Source organism: Carnobacterium inhibens subsp. inhibens DSM 13024 (assembly GCF_000746825.1).
Classification (GTDB): domain Bacteria; phylum Bacillota; class Bacilli; order Lactobacillales; family Carnobacteriaceae; genus Carnobacterium_B; species Carnobacterium_B inhibens.
Genome location: NZ_JQIV01000006.1, coordinates 981,171 through 996,808, shown reverse-complemented (window position 1 = coordinate 996,808; position 15,638 = coordinate 981,171). Strand labels below are relative to the sequence as shown.

16 protein-coding genes and 1 tRNA gene are annotated in these 15,638 nt (G+C 35.0%); 11 read left to right on the top strand and 6 right to left on the bottom strand.

Features of this window, described 5'->3' with window-relative positions; genetic code table 11:
* The first annotated feature begins 29 nt into the window (after positions 1-29).
* Positions 30-671: a redox-sensing transcriptional repressor Rex gene (locus BR65_RS05885; protein ID WP_034537268.1), complete on the top strand. Its 642-nt coding sequence runs from the start codon at positions 30-32 to the stop codon at positions 669-671.
* A gap of 22 nt (positions 672-693) precedes the next feature.
* On the opposite strand, the gene BR65_RS13640 is transcribed toward BR65_RS05885, so the two are convergent.
* Both BR65_RS13640 and BR65_RS05880 read right to left on the bottom strand, forming a co-directional pair.
* On the bottom strand, positions 694-852 hold the full coding sequence (locus BR65_RS13640) for a DUF4305 domain-containing protein (protein WP_244877185.1): 159 nt from the start codon (positions 850-852) through the stop codon (positions 694-696).
* Between the two features lie 81 nt (positions 853-933).
* Positions 934-1,587 (bottom strand): CPBP family intramembrane glutamic endopeptidase, encoded by a 654-nt coding sequence (locus tag BR65_RS05880; protein WP_023178768.1) that lies wholly within the window; start codon positions 1,585-1,587, stop codon positions 934-936.
* Between the two features lie 345 nt (positions 1,588-1,932).
* On the opposite strand from BR65_RS05880, the gene groES reads away from it, so the two are divergent.
* Positions 1,933-2,217, top strand: coding sequence for a co-chaperone GroES (gene groES / locus BR65_RS05875; protein WP_023178766.1), 285 nt, complete (start codon positions 1,933-1,935; stop codon positions 2,215-2,217).
* A 53-nt stretch (positions 2,218-2,270) separates the two neighbouring features.
* Positions 2,271-3,896 (top strand): chaperonin GroEL, encoded by a 1,626-nt coding sequence (gene groL, locus BR65_RS05870; protein ID WP_023178764.1) that lies wholly within the window; start codon positions 2,271-2,273, stop codon positions 3,894-3,896.
* 103 nt (positions 3,897-3,999) lie between these two features.
* Here the strand turns inward: groL and BR65_RS05865 are convergent, their stop codons facing one another.
* A complete protein-coding gene (locus tag BR65_RS05865; protein WP_236620716.1) occupies positions 4,000-4,320 on the bottom strand; it encodes a hypothetical protein in 321 nt (106 codons plus the stop codon).
* A gap of 1,013 nt (positions 4,321-5,333) precedes the next feature.
* Between BR65_RS05865 and BR65_RS05860 the strand changes: the two genes are divergently transcribed.
* Positions 5,334-6,245 (top strand): nuclease-related domain-containing protein, encoded by a 912-nt coding sequence (locus tag BR65_RS05860; protein ID WP_034537267.1) that lies wholly within the window; start codon positions 5,334-5,336, stop codon positions 6,243-6,245.
* Positions 6,246-6,456: 211 nt separating this feature from the next.
* Positions 6,457-6,540: transfer RNA gene (locus BR65_RS05855), tRNA-Leu, on the top strand.
* Between the two features lie 79 nt (positions 6,541-6,619).
* Here BR65_RS05855 and BR65_RS05850 read toward each other — a convergent pair.
* Positions 6,620-7,543: an AEC family transporter gene (locus tag BR65_RS05850; protein ID WP_023178759.1), complete on the bottom strand. Its 924-nt coding sequence runs from the start codon at positions 7,541-7,543 to the stop codon at positions 6,620-6,622.
* Between the two features lie 208 nt (positions 7,544-7,751).
* Between BR65_RS05850 and BR65_RS05845 the strand changes: the two genes are divergently transcribed.
* The 3 genes from BR65_RS05845 to gloA all read left to right on the top strand — a co-directional run bounded on the left by BR65_RS05845 (position 7,752) and on the right by gloA (position 9,149).
* Positions 7,752-8,288, top strand: a complete 537-nt coding sequence (locus BR65_RS05845; RefSeq protein ID WP_023178757.1) for a GNAT family N-acetyltransferase — start codon at positions 7,752-7,754, stop codon at positions 8,286-8,288.
* A 22-nt stretch (positions 8,289-8,310) separates the two neighbouring features.
* Positions 8,311-8,691 (top strand): SMU1112c/YaeR family gloxylase I-like metalloprotein, encoded by a 381-nt coding sequence (gene gloA2 / locus BR65_RS05840; RefSeq protein WP_023178756.1) that lies wholly within the window; start codon positions 8,311-8,313, stop codon positions 8,689-8,691.
* Positions 8,692-8,768: 77 nt separating this feature from the next.
* Positions 8,769-9,149 carry a lactoylglutathione lyase gene (gloA, locus tag BR65_RS05835; protein WP_023178754.1) on the top strand — a complete coding sequence of 127 codons (381 nt, stop codon included), beginning with the start codon at positions 8,769-8,771 and terminating at the stop codon, positions 9,147-9,149.
* Between the two features lie 92 nt (positions 9,150-9,241).
* Here the strand turns inward: gloA and BR65_RS05830 are convergent, their stop codons facing one another.
* Positions 9,242-9,667: a hypothetical protein gene (locus tag BR65_RS05830; RefSeq protein WP_023178752.1), complete on the bottom strand. Its 426-nt coding sequence runs from the start codon at positions 9,665-9,667 to the stop codon at positions 9,242-9,244.
* A gap of 578 nt (positions 9,668-10,245) precedes the next feature.
* Between BR65_RS05830 and BR65_RS05825 the strand changes: the two genes are divergently transcribed.
* The 3 genes from BR65_RS05825 (at position 10,246) to BR65_RS05815 (ending at position 13,877) form a co-directional block, all read left to right on the top strand.
* The gene (locus BR65_RS05825; protein WP_034537265.1) at positions 10,246-11,523 is read left to right on the top strand and encodes an alkaline phosphatase family protein; all 1,278 of its coding nucleotides are present in this window, start codon (positions 10,246-10,248) and stop codon (positions 11,521-11,523) included.
* Positions 11,524-11,543: 20 nt separating this feature from the next.
* Complete coding sequence (locus tag BR65_RS05820) at positions 11,544-12,809, top strand: MFS transporter (protein ID WP_034537263.1); 1,266 nt, start codon at positions 11,544-11,546, stop codon at positions 12,807-12,809.
* A 132-nt stretch (positions 12,810-12,941) separates the two neighbouring features.
* Complete coding sequence (locus BR65_RS05815; RefSeq protein WP_023178746.1) at positions 12,942-13,877, top strand: dipeptidase; 936 nt, start codon at positions 12,942-12,944, stop codon at positions 13,875-13,877.
* Between the two features lie 68 nt (positions 13,878-13,945).
* On the opposite strand, the gene BR65_RS05810 is transcribed toward BR65_RS05815, so the two are convergent.
* Positions 13,946-15,607, bottom strand: coding sequence for a peptide ABC transporter substrate-binding protein (locus tag BR65_RS05810; protein ID WP_051932671.1), 1,662 nt, complete (start codon positions 15,605-15,607; stop codon positions 13,946-13,948).
* Positions 15,608-15,638 lie beyond the last annotated feature (31 nt).

Sequence of the window (15,638 nt, the reverse complement as noted above, 5' to 3'; positions counted from 1 at the left end):
TAGACTAAAGACTGATGGAGGATAAAAGAATGGTAGAAAAGAAAATACCCAATGCAACGGCTAGGCGATTGCCGATTTATTATCGCTATTTGCGATTCTTACATGATTCCGGAAAAGTACGTGTTTCTTCAACTGAATTGAGTGAGGCTATTAAAGTTGATAGTGCTACAATTCGAAGAGACTTTTCTTATTTTGGAGCCTTAGGCAAAAGAGGATACGGATATGATGTTGAGGATCTAATGAACTTCTTCAGTAAGACACTTAAACAAGATAGATTGACAAATGTAGCTTTAATTGGAGTAGGGAATTTAGGACATGCTTTATTGAATTATAACTTCCATCAAAGCAACAACATGCGAATCAGTGCAGCTTTTGATATCGATCAAGAAATCGTTGGCACTATTTTAAGTGGTGTTCCTATTTATCACATGGACGACATGGTTGAACAACTTAAAGTGCAACAAATTGAAATTGTTATTATTACCATTCCATCATCTGTAGCACAAGCAACGGCTGATCGATTAGTAGAAGCAAATGTAAAAGGTATTTTAAATTTCACCCCATACAGAATTTCTGTACCGGATGATGTAAGAGTCCAAAACGTTGATTTAACAAATGAATTGCAAACATTGATTTATTTCTTAGATCATTACAAACCTACAAAAGATTAAAAAAAAGGAAACAAACCGTTTTTTATGGTTTGTTTCCTTTTTTGATTTTGAAATAAATTTCGAGTATTTTTGTAGCTCTAACAAAATAACTAGTAGAAAACAATACATAAAGGATAGAGAAAAATGTCCAGCCAGAATTGCCTACTGAATCAATAGCAAACCAGATGAATATTCCAGACATCAAGTAAGTAAAAATGATTTGCATTATAAAATTACGTTTATTTATCAAATGAAAAATTCCTTTCTAACATATAGTAATCCCTCATATGAAGTTTACTAACATAACTAATGTGTTCATAGCAATATGAGTAATCATTGGTGCAGCAATATTTTTAGTTTTACTATAGAGAAAACTGAAAACAAAAGCCATACTAGAATAAAGTAAAATATGTCCATCAAGATGCATAAAAGCAAAGAGTAATGCACTGATTACTGCAGCGCCTATAGGCCCTGTAAGATCATATAAGAAACCAAAAATAACTTTTCTAAAAACAAATTCTTCCATGATTGGTCCTAATATAGAAACAATGATAAGATAAATCGGATACTTATCGACGATCAAAAGAATGCTTTGAGTATTCTCCGAAGCTATTGGAAGTCCCAATACTACTATTTCAATAAGATTTGCGAGATACTGAACCAAAAGGACTAAGGGTATTCCAATAATTCCCCAATAGATCACTTTTTTTCTAGGCACAGAGGGAGCTAAAGTCAACGAATTTCGAATGGTTGACTTTCGATTAAGCAGCAGCATAGCAATTGCTCCAATAAAAAAGCTGAAAATTGTTCCATAAATAGCTGCTTCTGTTTGTAAACTTTTTGGAGCTAGCGCAAGAATCACTGCCGGTAAGAATTGAGCAATTAAGTAAAATACGATCATTAAAACAGATGTGTGACGAGTAAGTTTCTTCAACATGACTAAGACCTTCTTTTTTTCGAGATGAACTGTCGTTTCCACAGTTTGGTAAATTGGTTTAATACAACGAATAAAAGCCTCTAAAAGTAAGAAGAGGAAACTTTATTCTATATAATACTAAAAATACTTCGTTTTTCAGTATACCATAAAATGTTGGCAAATGAATACAACAGATAATATGAGCTAGTTTATATTTTAATGGAAAAGAGCTCATTTAAAAAGGAGAAAGAATTGAGATAAAAATTCTTGCATTCTTTTCTATATTTGTTATTATTAAGAAGTGGTTTAGCACTTGGTCTGTTTGAGTGCTAAAATCGAAGAAATAATTTAGATGGAGGGATTTACGTGTTAAAACCATTAGGAGATCGTGTCATTATTGAAGTTGCTAAGGAAGAGGAAAAAACAATCAGCGGGATTGTTTTACCAGGTTCAGCTCAAGAAAAACCTCAAACAGGTTCTGTTATTGCTGTTGGGGAAGGTCGTATTTTAGAAAACGGCTCAAGAGTAGCATTGTCAGTTAACGTTGGCGATACTGTGTTATTTGAAAAATATACTGGAACAGAAGTGAAATATGACGGTAAAGAATATTTAGTGGTAAAAGAGCACGATATCGTTGCAGTCATCGATTAAATAAAACTAAAGCAAAACTACTGAACAAACTAAATTAATGAGGTGAAGGAAAAATGGCAAAAGATATTAAATTTTCTGAAGACGCACGTGCATCAATGTTACGTGGAGTAGATATTTTAGCAGATATTGTTAAAGTAACATTAGGACCCAAAGGAAGAAATGTTGTTTTAGAAAAATCTTTCGGTTCACCACTTATTACAAATGATGGTGTTACAATTGCTAAAGAAATTGAATTAGAAGATCATTTTGAAAATATGGGAGCACAACTTGTTTCAGAAGTTGCCTCTAAAACAAATGATATTGCTGGAGACGGTACAACAACAGCAACTGTTTTAACACAAGCTATTGTTCGCGAAGGATTAAAAAATGTAACTGCTGGAGCTAACCCTGTGGGTATTCGACGCGGGATTGAAATGGCGACAAAAGTGGCTGTAGAAGAATTGCTTGCTATCTCTAAAAAAGTAGATTCAAAAGAATCAATTGCGCAAATTGCTGCTATTTCTTCAGGCAACAATGAAACAGGAGAATTGGTTGCTGAAGCAATGGAACGCGTTGGAACAGATGGCGTTATTACAATTGAAGAATCTAAAGGAATTGAAACAGAATTAGGCGTTGTTGAAGGTATGCAATTTGATCGTGGTTACTTATCTCAATACATGGTAACAGACAACGATAAAATGGAAGCTAACTTAGAAAATCCATACATTTTAATTACGGATAAAAAAATCTCTAATATTCAAGAAATCCTTCCATTATTAGAACAAATTTTACAACAAGGACGTCCATTGTTGATTATTGCTGATGATGTGGATGGAGAAGCTCTTCCTACATTAGTATTAAACAAATTACGTGGAACATTCAATGTTGTTGCTGTTAAAGCTCCAGGATTTGGAGATCGTCGTAAAGCTATGCTTGAAGATATTGCTATCTTAACTGGCGGAACAGTTATTACTGAAGATTTAGGTCTAGAATTGAAAGATACAGCTATTGACCAATTAGGGCATGCAAGCAAAGTTGTTGTAACAAAAGATGCAACAACAATTGTTGAAGGTGCCGGTTCTGCTGAATCTATTTCACACCGTGTATCTTTATTGAAAGCTCAAGCAGCTGAAACAACTTCTGAATTTGATAAAGAAAAATTACAAGAACGTTTAGCTAAACTTTCTGGCGGAGTTGCCGTTATCAAAGTTGGAGCTGCTACTGAAACAGAATTAAAAGAACGAAAATTACGTATTGAAGATGCTCTAAATGCAGCTCGTGCAGCTGTTGAAGAAGGAATCGTTTCCGGTGGTGGAACAGCGTTGATCAATGTTCAACGTAAAGTTTCTGAAATCGAAGCAACTGGCGATGAAGCAACAGGTGTGAAAATCGTGATCCGTGCTCTTGAAGAACCTGTTCGTCAAATCGTAACAAATGCTGGACTTGAAGGTTCTGTTATTGTTGAAAAATTAAAAAGCGTTGATTTAGGCGTAGGATATAACGCGGCTACTGATGAATGGGTAAATATGATCGAAGCTGGAATCATTGACCCAACTAAAGTAACACGTTCTGCTTTACAAAATGCAGCAAGTGTTGCAGCTCTATTGTTAACAACTGAAGCTGTTGTTGCAGATCAACCAAAACCAGATGCTCCAATGGGCGGAATGGGAATGGATCCAGGCATGGGCGGCATGATGTAAATCATTAAACCTGACAAGTAAAAAAGACGTACATTAAAGGAATCCTTTAGTGTACGTCTTTTTTTATAGAATAAAAAAACAGCAGTGTAAGAGGGCTGTACTTTTATTCGAATTCTAAATCTGTCATCATTTCATCTAAGTTTTCAATGGCATCATTCTTTTCAAAAAATTCGACCCATTCTTGATAAGGGTCAGAAGATTTAGCTTTGATCGTGATTTTGAATTTGTCATAAATACTTCTAGCCATATCTGTCCACATACGGTCGACAGCACGTTCTAATTTTGCTTCATTCCACCTTTTTGCAGGTTGTCTTCTGGCGTTTCTTCGTATTTGGTCATCCATAGCTTTTTCAAAAAAGATTCTTTTGCTTCCTAAATTAGCATCTAGATATTCTTCGAACTCTTTAAAAGTCAAATTTATCACCTTTCTACAACTCGTTTTTTAAATCTGTCTACCTAATTCTGTCAATAAATCAAAGAAGCTAATTATAAAATGAATTTATTAAGTTTAATTTCTTCAAACCTTTATAACGTTCTTAAAAGGGATAGTAGGTATCTTTAATCATACCATAAAGCATAAAGCAATAGAAAGGTAACGGAGTTAAAAAAAGATGTTTTTAAATGAGCTAACAATTCGACAAAAGTTCCAGAAATTGATGGGTTTTTCGCATAATGATTTTTAGAGGAGATTTTGTTCTGGAAAATGGTTAAGAATCTGAAGTAGAGCGTGTATAGAGAAGAAATGAGCGACCAAATGTATTGAAAATGTCAGATAGAAGGGTTATAGAGGAGAAAGATTCCTTAAAAGTACTTAAGAATCTGAAGTAGAGCGTGTATAGAGAAGAATTGAGCGACCAAATGTGTTAAGAATGTCGGATAGAAGGGGTATAGAGTAGAAAGCTTCTCAAAAAATGGTTAAGAATCTGAAGTAGAGCGTGTATAGAGAAGAAATGAGCGACCAAATGTGCTAAGAATGTCGGATAGAAGGGGTATAGAGTAGAAAGCTTCTCAAAAAATAGTTAAGAATCTGAAGTAGAGCAGGTATAGAGAAGAATTAAGCGACTAAATGTGCTAAGAATGTCGAATAGAAGGGTTATAGAGTAGAAAGCTTCTCAAAAAATGGTTAAGAATCTGAAGTAAAGCAGGTATAGAGAAGAATTGTGCGACCAAATGTGCTAAGAATGTCGAATAGAAGGGTTATAGAGTAGAAAGTTTCTCAAAAATTAATTAAGAATCTGAAGTAGAGGACTGTTACCTTTTAATAGCCTCAAAAGTTAGTATTAATTCTTAAGTAGATGGTTTTTAATCGGAAAATTTTCGAGGTCGAAAAGTTCTCTATCTTAAAATTCCTTATGGTGGATAAAAATAAGCAGAACCTCCTTGTTTCTACGTACTCTAAGTTATAGAGAAGATTTGCAAAAGCGAGGAGTGCAGGTAATGGCATATAAAGAAAGAGAAAAATCGTCTAGTTTATTAATAATGGAATCTTTAATGAATCGCTCGAATCTGTCGAAAGATGAGCGCAATCGTTATGCTTATTTGGTAAAAGGTTTGGAAGGAGAACAAATCTTAGATCGAAGGACGGAAATGCTTGAATGCGATTGTCTTGTATTGAATGATTTGCTATTGAAAATAAATGGAACAGTAGTTCAAATCGACTCTTTACTAATTACAGCAAATGGTATTTGCATATATGAAGTGAAAAATTATGAAGGCAAATATTTTTATGAAGCGGAAAAACTATATAAATTGTTGACTAAGAGAGAAGTTATGAGTCCGTTGATCCAAATAAATCGTAGTCAGACTTTGCTTCGTCAATTGGTGGAGCAATTGGGATTTAATGTTTCAGTTAATGCTTTTGTTGTGTTTGTAAACCAACAGTTCACCTTATATCAAGCTCCGCCTCAAGAAGAGTTGTTGCTTCCAACTTTGTTAAATGAACATTTTGCAAGAATTAACGGTATCTCAGCTCGGCTGACCAAAAATCATCGGCGTATTGCTGAAGAGTTGAAGTCATTACATATGGAGAGTTCAATTTTCACTGATATCCCAAATTATGAAAGTGAAAAATTAAAAAGGGGAATAACATGTTCTCAATGTGGCGTATTTATGGATGATTTCACTAGAAGTTGGACCTGTACTTGTAAATGTTGCGGTCACGAGGAACTAATATCGGGGATCGTTATTCGTCATGCTGAAGAGTATAAGAGGTTATTTCCAGATCAAAAAATAACCACATCTGTGATCTGCAAATGGTGTGGCAATAAGCTGTCTGCTAAGAGAATTTGGAACATACTTCATCACTATTACCAATCTAAAGGAAAAGGTAGATGGACATATTTTGAGTGAGTAATCAAAACTATAAAAGTTTATTAATAGAAAAATTTGACTTAGAAAGAGTAAAAAAGAATTTCTTGCAAAAAAGGTACAAAGTTACTTTTTAATTATCTAGTCATCCGTCTAGACAGGATAGTTATTAGTGCGATTCTTTTGAGAATAGATAATGGATCATCTTTACAATCTTCAAAAACGTTGCTATAATAATCTTTGTTATGAATAAGCGGCCGTGGCGGAATGGTAGACGCGTTAGCTTGAGGGGCTAGTGGGAGGTTCTCCCGTGGAAGTTCGAATCTTCTCGGCCGCATACGTACAGTACATAGTAAAAAGAAGTAACGTTTGAGAGCATTTCCACTCAAGTGTTACTTCTTTTTTAAGTTGGTTCGTTAATTCATTGAGAAAGCAAATTCAGCAATACTTAAAACTAACGGCATACTGATAAGTGAAAGTAACGTTGATAAGACGACTAAGCGAGCGCCGTATTCATAATCTCCACCATAAAGCTGTGAGAACAAAGCTGTATTGACAGCGATAGGTGCAGAAGTCGCAATCGCTAATACAAAAAAGACTAAGTAGTTATCTAAAGGCAAAAGCCATAATATAGCGATACTGATAAGCGGAGATAAGATTAAAGCTAAAAAGGTGGTCCAATAAGCTCGTCGATGAGTAAAAACATCTGCTAATTTTGATTCTGCTACATAACTGCCTAATAAAATCATAGCTAAAGGTGTATTTAAATCAGAAATAGTATAGAGCGAGTCGCTCATAATAGTGGGCAGTTCGATTTGTAGCAAATAAAAAATCAATCCAACCAGTGAGCCTAAAGAGGCTGGGTTCAAAAAGGAATTTCTTGGAGTAATCAACGATTTATCACCGGAAATGATGTAAATGCCATAAGTCCGTTGTAAAATATTCGTCACTGTACTATAAGCAGATACAAAGAAAACTCCTTCGAAACCAAGAACAGCTTGGACTAATGGAATCCCAATAAATCCTGCATTGGTAAATGTTGTTGCATAACGGTCGGTTCGAGAAGCGTTACGTAAGAAAAAGTAATTAACTATGATACGTGCAGCCATCAATAAAATCGCAATTCCAACAGTCGCTAAAAACCACTTGAATTGAGTAGATTGATAGGGTTGCTGAAACGACATAAATAGAAGTACAGGAGTGATAAAGTTTGCTAACATATTAGCAATTTGTTTAGTGCCAGATGGATTTAAAACATTTCTTTTTACAAGGATATACCCAAAAAAGATCAGGACGAACATGCTACCTAATTGTTGCAAAATAATACTGCTAATAGACAATTGACTTGTATCCCTCCTTATAAAAATAGACTATAAGAAGTATACCGTAAATGATCCTAAAGCAGCAAAAAAATGTTTTTGATTTAAAGCAGTAAGCTCGTGACAAACCAATGATTTAATGCTAGTTTAAATAAGCCAAGAAAATATAGCTGAAAAAGGGTAAAATAGCTAGATGCTTTATTGGGAATTTGAATAGAGGAGCAAAAGTATGAAACATGAAGAGATTGAAGAGCAGTCAACTGTTGAAGAGGTTCGAATTGAAATGGCTACACCTGAAGATGTGGATGAAATTGTGGCTATTTGTACACAAGGGTATGCTTGCACGGCTGCGGCTGTAAAAGATCAGCAAAAAGTACAAGAAAAGGTTGAAGAATATTACAATCCTCAAAGAATCCTTAGTGAAATTGAAGAAGTATCGGCTAAATGGAGCGGTTGGATCGTTGCTCGATTAGATAAAAAAATTATTGGAGTAATTGGTGGAGGAATTGTAGACTCAAAAGTAGGGAAAGTTTTTGTGTTGTATGTCGATGACAGCTATATAAGAAAAGGAATTGGTACACGTTTGGTCAATCATTTGACTCAAATGCAGCAATTGTTAGGAAACAGTACTCAATTGGTCAGTTTCTTTAAATCGAATAAAGAGAATTATGCATTTTACAAAGCGTTGGGATTCACTTATCTTCAAGATATCATTGATAATGAAAATCCAGACTTTACTAGTATTGAAATGATTCGAGATATCTAAAAAGAGTTGGAGGAATTACTTTATGAACATTAAAAAAATTCATCACGTAGCTATTATTGCATCTGACTATCAAAAATCCAAACAATTTTATGCGGAAGTATTAGGCTTTGAAATTATACGCGAAAATTATCGTTCAGAAAGAGATTCTTATAAGTTAGATTTAAAATTAGGAGATAGTGAAATTGAATTGTTTTCTTTTCCTGAACCATCAAAACGACCAACACAACCAGAAGCGGTTGGTTTAAGGCACTTATGTTTTTATGTAGACAATTTTGATGAAACGATTCAAGAGTTAAACCAAAAAGGAATCGAAACAGAGCCAGTACGAGTAGATGAATACACAGGCGGGCGATTCACTTTTTTTAGAGATCCAGATGATTTACCGTTAGAATTACATGAATAACTTATGGTTTGAACTCTTACTGAAATTGTATTAAGATAAAGAAGTACAAATTAGGGTAATGAAAGGATGAAATATATATGGCTAAAAAAATGTTGCACACTTGTATTCGTGTGAAAGATTTAGAAAAATCAATGGACTTTTATACTAAAGTATTAGGGTTTAAAGAGGCTCGACGATTAGATTTTCCAGAACTTAAATTCACATTAGTCTATCTTGCTTTAGAGGGAGACGATTATGAACTAGAATTAACCTATAACTATGACCAAGAAGAACCTTATACACTTGGAAATGGTTACGGACATATTGCAATGGGAGTCGATGATCTAGGAGCAACTCAAGAAGAATATAAAGCTAGTGGTTATGAAGTGACAGATCTAAAAGAGCTTCCTAATAATGCGGCTAATTATTTTTTCGTTACGGATCCAGATGGTTATAAAATCGAAGTCATCCAAAATTAAAAAATAAATAAAGACATAAAGTAGTTAAGAAGAACGACCAGAAAACGAAAAAGAGACTAGGACAAAAGTCCTAGCCTCTTTTTTTAGACTGTTTATTTGGGTTCTGTTAAACCAAAACGGTCAATTAAATTTTCAAGATTCTTTGCATGCCAAGGGGAATCAGGGACTTCTTTAGGGACTTTGTATTTTTTTATCCGATCATCGGTTTCAGTAGCGTTGTTGTATTGAATCATTAGAGAATAGAAGCTAGGTTGTTTTTTAAAATAAATAGATTTAACTTCGATCAAGGGAACCTGAGCATAGTCGCCTTCAATAAGGGTCATAGCATCTTGAGCGATTGGGAGAATAACGAACTCTCTTTCTGCAAAATTGAGAAAGATTTTTTCTGTTTCATTTTTTCCTAGCAAAGCAGCATACCATTTTCGTTTGCGCGTTTTTCTTTCAACCAAAATAGTCTTTCCGCTCTTTGCTTCCAAACCATGACGCTTTAAATAGTCTACAATAACTTCTTCTTTCATAAAAAGACCTCCTTAACATTCAAGCTTTGCCTAGTAATGAGATCAACTATTCTAATGAGTCAACTTCATTATAGAACAGCTCATTTGTTAGTACCAATGATACGCATGGAAAGTGAAAAGAAGGCATTTAAATTAAGGAGTACAGTGAAAAAGTTCGAACTTAATCGTGTCAAATAAAAGTGAATGAAGGTACTGGTAGTGCGATTAAATATAAATAATAGAAAAAGACTTGTGTTTAATGATTACTCATGGTAAAGTATATTCATGCGATGAGTTGACCTCCAATCAGGTGACTTCGGTCATTTCGCTGCGGCGACAAGTGATTGGAACTTTAGACAGGGCACAACCGTACTTATGTACAACTGCAAGATGCAGGTGTTTGGACCCCTCTGTTTTGTGGAATTCAAGGGACCTATTTATGCAAATGAATACTGTCGGAAAAAGTACTGATTTTATCAGTACTTTTTTTTTGTACAAAATTAAAAATGATAAAGAATATGTTACACAAAAAATATCAGTAGTATCCTTTCTCAAAAGTAAGTATATGAGATAACAGAAGGGATAAGGAGGAAGAATACATGATGAAACAACGCTTATATATGATTTCTTTAGATGCCTTTGGAACAAAAGATTTAGAGTATGCACGCACATTGCCAACGTTTAACTATCTATTGAACCGAAGTGCACTAGTAGAGAAAGTAGAAACCGTTTACCCATCCCTAACGTATATGGCGCATACTTCGATCGTAACAGGGGTATACCCAAATAAACATGGTATTACGAATAATACATATACACAACCAAAACGTCAGTCACCAGATTGGCATTGGTATGCTAAAGATATTAAAGTACCAACACTTTTTGATGTTGCTCACAAAGCTGGATATAAAACGGCTTCTTTTTTATGGCCAGTGACAGGTCGAAGCAAAGCAATTAACTATAACCTTACTGAGATATTTGCTAATCAACCTTGGCAATCACAAACTCTTATCTCATTATGGTCTTCTTCACCAAAGTTTATCTTTGATCTGGATCGGAAATTTGGCAAAATGCGTAATGGAATCAATCAACCCGAACTGGATCATTTTTTGACAGCTGGAATTGTTGATACGATTAAGACTAAAAATCCTGATTTAATGGCAATTCACCTAGTCGATTTAGACAGTACAAGACACCATTACGGAGTGGATACGCAAGAATCTAAAGCGGCTATTAGACGGATGGATGAGCATTTGAGCCAAATCGTTACAGCAATGAAAGAACAAGGTATCTTTGAAGAAACCGTATTGGCACTATTCGGAGACCACTATCAATTAGATACCCATACAGTAGTCAGATTGAATCAATTGTTTAAAACAAAAGGGTGGTTAAAAGAAACTAAAGATGGAATGATCAAAGAGTGGGATGTTTTAGCTAAAGGAGCAGATGGGTCTTGTTACATCTATACAAAACCTGGAGTAGATTTAGCAGAAGTGAAACATAGTTTGGCACAATATCCTGAACAAATTGAAACAATCTATACTCAAGAAGAAGCTGGTCATTTAGGAGCCGATGATAATTGCAGCTTTTTAGTTGAAGCAAAAAAAGGGTATTACTTTATCAATGACAGCGATGGTCCTTTCTTAGAAGAGATTAAGGATAATGAAGAAACGACTTTTCACAAAGGAACACATGGATATAGTCCTCAAAAAGAGAACTACGAAACGACATTATTCATTTCAGGTCCAGGAATCAATTCAAACGCACGCATCCCATCAGCACGATTGATTGACGAAGGACCGACCTTTTTACACGCAATGGGATTAACATTCCCACAATCTGTTGATGGAGAGGTTTTAAAAGGATTATTTAATTGAGTGAAAGAAGTGAGCGAATAATGGGAAAAGAAAAAAGGAAATTTAACTATACAAAAATTGAAAAAAGTTGGATTTTACAAGATTGGGCTAACTCAGCTTATTCTATCATGATTACCACAGCTGTTTTTCCTTTGTTTTTTAAAGCTGTAGCTACAGGTGCTGATGTTAGTGCGGCTAATTCAACGGCTTATCTGGGGTACGCCAATTCAATTGGGACATTGGTCGTTTCAATGTTGGCGCCTATATTAGGAGCTATAGCTGATTATAAAGGATATCGGAATCCGATGTTCACTTTAGCGACAGGATTGGGAATTATTGCGACAATTAGTTTTGCATTCATTTCAGATGAAAATTGGCAGTTGTTATTGATCCTTTATGCATTCTCATCGATTGGATTTAGTGCGGCAAATATTTTTTATGATGCCTCATTAGTAGACTCCACAACGCCAAACCGAATGGATCGTATATCAAGTGCTGGTTACGGATGGGGTTATATTGGCAGTTCCATTCCGTTTGTTATTTTTATTATCTTCCAATTAACAGGTATTTTGCCTATTTCGCAAATTGCTCTTATTAAAGGTGGGTTTGTTGCCACAGCTCTATGGTGGTTTGTCTTCACTATTCCTTATTGGAAAAATGTAAAACAGAAAACATACATCGAAAAGCAGCCTCATGTCATTAAAAACAGTTTTTTAAGACTATGGAAAACCATTAAAAATGTTCGTCAACATCGTAATGTATTCTTATTTTTAATCGCGTATTTCTTCTATATTGATGGGGTAGGAACCATCTTCAAAATGGCAACCTCTATTGGTTCAGATGTCGGACTTTCAACAAATGATTTGATTATTGTCATGATGATTACTCAATTAGTGGCTTTTCCTTTCTCTATTTTGTATGGAATACTAGCTGGTCAATTTGGTAATAAAAAAATGATTTACGTTGGGATAGCGACCTATACCTTTATTTGTATTTTCGCTTTAAGTTTAGATTCATTACTGACGTTTATTGTATTAGCCGTTTTAGTAGGAACAGCTCAAGGAGGAGTTCAATCACTTAGTCGTTCGCTATTTGGGCAGTTGATTCCTAAGGAAAATGCAAATGAGTTTTTTGGTTTCTACAATATCTTCGGCAAATTTGCAGCAGTTATTGGCCCGCTTTTAGTAGGGATTACTTCTCAAATAACAGGGAATTCATTAAATGGGGTTTTCGCTTTGATTATTCTTTTCATTATTGGAGGAATAGCACTATACTTTGTGGAAGAACCGCCTTTAATCAAAGAATAAAGTTAAATAAAAGGTTCTGATTCAGTTAATTGTACTGAATCAGAACCTTTTTTAGTATTGCACTTCTAGGGTGATTAAAGTATGATGAGAAAATAGGGATTAAGGGCGTAGAAGCAGAAAGTAGGAGAAAAAGTGAAGAGTATTGATATGCATTGTGATGTACTATATAAGATGCAAAATAGCAAAGGTACGTTAGACTTTAAGGATTCAGATGAATTAGATGTTAATTTGAAACGCTTAAAAGAAGGAGAAGTTAAAGTACAAGCATTTGCCATTTTTATTGAGCCGGACCTTCCTTCAGATAAACAATATGCAGCTGTTTTAGAACAAATTGATTATTACCAAAAAGATATTTTAGGAAAAAATCCTGAGATAAAACAAATCTGGAAATGGGAAGAAATCCAAGAGCTGAAAGATAATGAAATTGGCTCATTTTTGACCTTAGAAGGTGTGTCAGCTATTGGAAATGATCTAAGTAAGTTAGATGAATTGCTAGATGCGGGCGTTTTGTCTGTAGGATTGACGTGGAATCCAGCCAATCTTGCTGCTGATGGCGTCGAAGAACCAAGAGGCGCTGGATTAACGGTATTTGGTTTCGAAATCGTCAAACGATTGAACGAACGAAAAGTTTTTACAGATGTTTCGCATTTAAGTGTGAAGGGTTTTTGGGATGTGATGAAATCTGCTAGTTACCCTATTGCAACGCATTCGAATGTTTTGTCGCTCTGCAGTCATGTACGGAATTTAAACGACGATCAAATCAAAGCGATGATCGAACATGACGCTATGATCCATGTTATTTTTAATCCAACCTTTACTCTTGAAGAAGGCAAATACAAAGAAGTAACGATAGCCGATTTAATTCCTCATATTGAACGATTAGTTGAATTAGGAGCAATGCGAAATATTGGATTTGGCTCAGACTTCGATGGGATAAGTACCCATATCAAACAATTAGCGCATGCGGGAGAAACCCAAAACCTAATTCAGTCGCTTCTTGAAATATTTACTACTGAAGAAGTTGAAGGGTTTGCTTATCAGAATTTTATGGATCATTTGCCAAAATAAAAAGAGTCCAACAGCCATTTTTATGCTGTTGGACTCTTTTTATTGGTTATGATGTGTTATCCTCACAATTATTCTACGATATAAGCATCTTTATAAGTGTACCGAGCGCCAACAGAGTTGATTCCGATTCCTTTAATTTTGGGATTGCGTAACATGGCTTCACCTTTTTGGTAGATTGGAATAAGCGCTGCATCTTCTAAAGCGATTTGATGAGCTTCTAACATATCGTCCCATCTCAAAAGAGGATCGTTAGCGTGGATTTCTTTAGCGTCATTGATCAATTGATCAACTTTGTCATTAGCGTATCCTCCGTTATTATAAGATGACGTACTGTATAGAACATCTAACATGATCATTGGATCGGATACATAGCCGCTCCAACCAGAAGAGATCAAATCAAAATCCCCTGCTGCTGCTTTAGCTAATCTTGCACTGAAAGGAACATTTAACAGCTTGATTTTTACGCCATCTAAATTATTTTGCAATTCTCCTTGTAAATATTCCATGACACGTTTACTTGTTTCATCGTCATCTCCAAGCAACTCAAGTTCAATCGTGTCTACACCTAACTCTTGTTTAGCTTCTTCAACTAAGCGTTGAGCTTCAGTTAAGTTATAGGTATAAAAATCACCAGCTTCTTCAGCAAATTCTACACCAGTTTCAGGATGTTGAACAAAATGATCTGGAACCAATCCAGTGATAGGTAAAGAGCCGTTGTTTAAAATACTAGAAGTCAATTCTTCACGATTGATAGCCAATGCAAGAGCTTTTCTTAATGATTCATTTTTTAAATAAGGATTATCAGTTTGATTAACTTCTAAATAATTGGTTCTAGAAAAATATTCAACGGTATAGCTGGGATCTTCTTGATATTGTTTAGCATATTCACCAGATAATAAGGCATTGTCTACATCGCCTTTTTCATATAAGTTTACTCCGGTAGCAACTTCTTTTATAACTTGGTTTGAAATTTTTGTTAAATCAACATTTTCAGCATCCCAGTAAGTAGGATTCTTCTCGTAGCTCCAATTTTCATCCAACCCATTATCCCAATCGGTTAAAAGAAAAGGCCCATTTGAAAGAGTCGTTTCACTGCTTGTACCATATTGATCTCCTGCTTCTAAAACAAAAGCTTCATTTTGCGGAAAGAATGAAACAAATGACATAAGAGAAGGGAAGTAAGCAATAGGTGTTTCAAGTGTGACTTCAAGTGTTGTATCATCCAAAGCCTTAACTCCCAGTTCTTCAAGTGGCCGTTCACCAGCGATGATTTCAGAAGCATTTTTGATATCTTCAAATAAATAAGAATAGGCTGCTCCAGAAGTTGGATCTACATTTCTACGCCACGAAAATACAAAGTCATGAGCTGTGACTGGATCTCCGTTAGACCACAAAGCATCTTCTCTTAAATGAAATGTGTACGTTAACCCATCATCAGAAATATCTTCACTTTTAGCTAAAGCAGGAATTGGATCATTGTTTTCCCCTAAGCGATAAAGTCCTTCGATAAATTGATTTACACCCGCAAATGTAATATTTTCAGCTACTAAGACACTGTCAGTTGTAGCTAATTCACTTTCGACCGTAAGGTGCATGACTTGCTCTGAAGCAAGTACATCTTCTTGAACGTCTTTTGATTCGTTAGCTGTTTCTTTTTTTGATCCACAAGCACTCAATAGAGCCACTAAACTAAAAAATACTAAACCAGATGTTACTCCTTTTTTATTCATCCTTATTCCCTCCAAAAAAATCATCTTAGAT